The organism is Chitinophagaceae bacterium (assembly GCA_030053935.1).
Classification (GTDB): Bacteria; Bacteroidota; Bacteroidia; order Cytophagales; family JASGCU01; genus JASGCU01.
On the sequence record JASGCU010000140.1, the window covers coordinates 1,630 to 3,459 of the forward strand.

Below are 1,830 nucleotides of genomic sequence, written 5' to 3' on the forward strand. Positions count from 1 at the left end.
AAATTTTTTACTTAGTGTTTTAAATTCTTCTATTGTTTTAAATTCTTCACTTAGTGTTTTAAATTTTTTACTTAGTGTTTTAAATTCTTCTATTGTTTTAAATTCTTCACTTAGTATTTTAAATTCTTTAAATTCTTTAAATTCTTCACTTAGTGTTTTTAATTCTTCTAATTCTTGTAATGTTTTTAATTTTTTTTGTATTTGTAATATATCATCTATTATTTTTAATTCGTTTTTTATTTTATCTTTGTCTTCTGTTACAGATTTTCTTATATTAAATTCTTGTTTTAAATTTTCTATTGTTTTTTGTATTTCATCTTTGGAGGATTGTACTACCAGTTTTTCATTTTTTTTTTCTAATAACTCAGGTATTTTTTCAAATCCCTTCTCTATTTGTTCGTTTTTTTGGTGTTTATAGTATTCAATATTAGGAGACACACTTCTAAACATTATACTTTTAAACATTGCATTTTTTATCACAATATTTTTTATAAGAGAACGAGCAATATTACATACCAATGTTACCTCACAGTATTCTAAATCAATGTATTGTGCATAACAATTATCAAATATAACATTATCTTTACAGCTTGCGTGAGCAAGTAATAATTGTTGAAAAAAAAATGTATCAGAAAAATTAAGAGCATATCCAACATGGATTCTCGCAAAATCTGCTCTTTCTAAAAAAATGGTTCCTTGAAGAGTTATTTTTTGTGAAAACTTGGCTCTAAAAAAATTTGCATCTTCTGAAAAAAGTGTATACTTAAAATATGCTTCTTCTAAAAACATGCTTTTTCTAAAATCTGCTTTTTGTAAAAATGTTGCTTCCGTAAAACTTGCTTTTTTTAAAAATTGAGATTCTCTAAAAGATACTTCTCGTGAAAACTTGACTTCAGTAAAATCTGCTCCTCCTGAAAAAATTGTTTTTATAAAGTTCACGGGACGTGTAAATTCAAAGATTGCTCCTATTCCTTTTTTTAATTTATCAAAATCTATCTCAGGAAAAACCCAACCAATACAATTATATTCTGTATCTTTGTTTGTATCTACTGAATCTTTGTTTATATCTAAGAACTTTCTTAATCTTGTTTCAAAATCATCTTTTTTTTCATCTACTTTAGCAGGGTTAATTTCTTGGGAATCATTACCTTGTAAGCCATAATGAAATACACAGTATCCTGATGCTGTATAATCTTTCTCCTCGCATTTATAATCTTTTCTATTATCCCAACTATCTTTATATTTTGTTGTATATTTACACATAATATTGCTAATGGTTTATGATGGTTTATTTTTTATAATAGTTTATGCATATAATTCTAAAATTTTTGTATTTGCAAATTAGTTTTTTTGAGATTCTCTTTTTATTTTGTGTTATGGTGGGATATGATGAAATGAAAAAAAACAAATAATCCCGAAGGGGTGAAATTTTATAGAAAATATATTAATAGATTTTTTTCACCACCCCTGCCCTTCTTGTAAGGAGGGAAGTTTTTTAATTTATAACTTATACTTTACGATTTAAAAATACTTTGTCCTACTTTTATAATAAACCCCATACCGTAGCTAAAAAGTTGTATAAAAGCAGCAATAATGCTCATAAAAGCAACTCTTATGCTCTTATTTTTCTGCAATGAATCTACAAAAATAAGAGAAAAATAAAGAATAAGTAAGAATTTCATAAAAAATAGATTTGTAATTATGGTAACAATAAAAAAGAGAGCAAAACAAGAAGGCAAAATATGCACTATTTTTAAAGAATCGGGATATTTTACAAAAAGAGAAACACGCGATTTTCCAAATCTGTATGTTTGTTTGAAAAATTGAACA

2 protein-coding genes are annotated in these 1,830 nt (G+C 25.2%); both read right to left on the bottom strand.

Going from position 1 to position 1,830, the window contains the following annotated elements:
- The coding region (locus QM536_09630) for a pentapeptide repeat-containing protein (protein MDI9357270.1) at nucleotides 1-1,263 on the bottom strand (1,263 nt) is incomplete at its 3' end.
- Between the two features lie 251 nt (nucleotides 1,264-1,514).
- Nucleotides 1,515-1,830: hypothetical protein (locus tag QM536_09635; GenBank protein ID MDI9357271.1), on the bottom strand; the 316-nt coding region annotated here is incomplete at its 5' end.